General features: G+C 44.7%; 1 protein-coding gene. It reads left to right on the top strand.

Annotated elements, in window-relative coordinates:
• Window position 1 precedes the first annotated feature (1 nt).
• A complete protein-coding gene (locus tag ACLUXO_RS10425) occupies window positions 2-229 on the top strand; it encodes a hypothetical protein (RefSeq protein ID WP_412137468.1) in 228 nt (75 codons plus the stop codon).
• Window positions 230-246: the final 17 nt, after the last annotated feature.

The following is a 246-nucleotide window of genomic DNA, read 5'->3' as shown; positions in this document are numbered from 1 at the left end:
GATGATGAAGATGCCGAGAACGAAGAGTATTAAGACAATTGAAGCCGAGATCTCCCAAACAGAAGAACAACTCCGGCGCCTTAAAGAGCGCTGCGATAAAGTATCGCAGAAACTAGATGCTCTCTATGAGCTCAAGAAGCACCGGGAGCAGGAGGAATTACTAAAAGCTATTGATAAAAGTACCCGAACTAAAGCTGAGATCCTCGCGTTTCTGGAAAGTCATGCATAAAAGAAATACGGCTGGCA

The sequence above is a fragment of the Lactobacillus delbrueckii subsp. bulgaricus genome, assembly GCF_046938665.1.
Classification (GTDB): Bacteria; Bacillota; Bacilli; order Lactobacillales; family Lactobacillaceae; genus Lactobacillus; species Lactobacillus delbrueckii_C.
The sequence above is the reverse complement of the archived record's forward strand: the minus strand, read 5'-3'. Positions and strand labels throughout refer to the sequence as shown.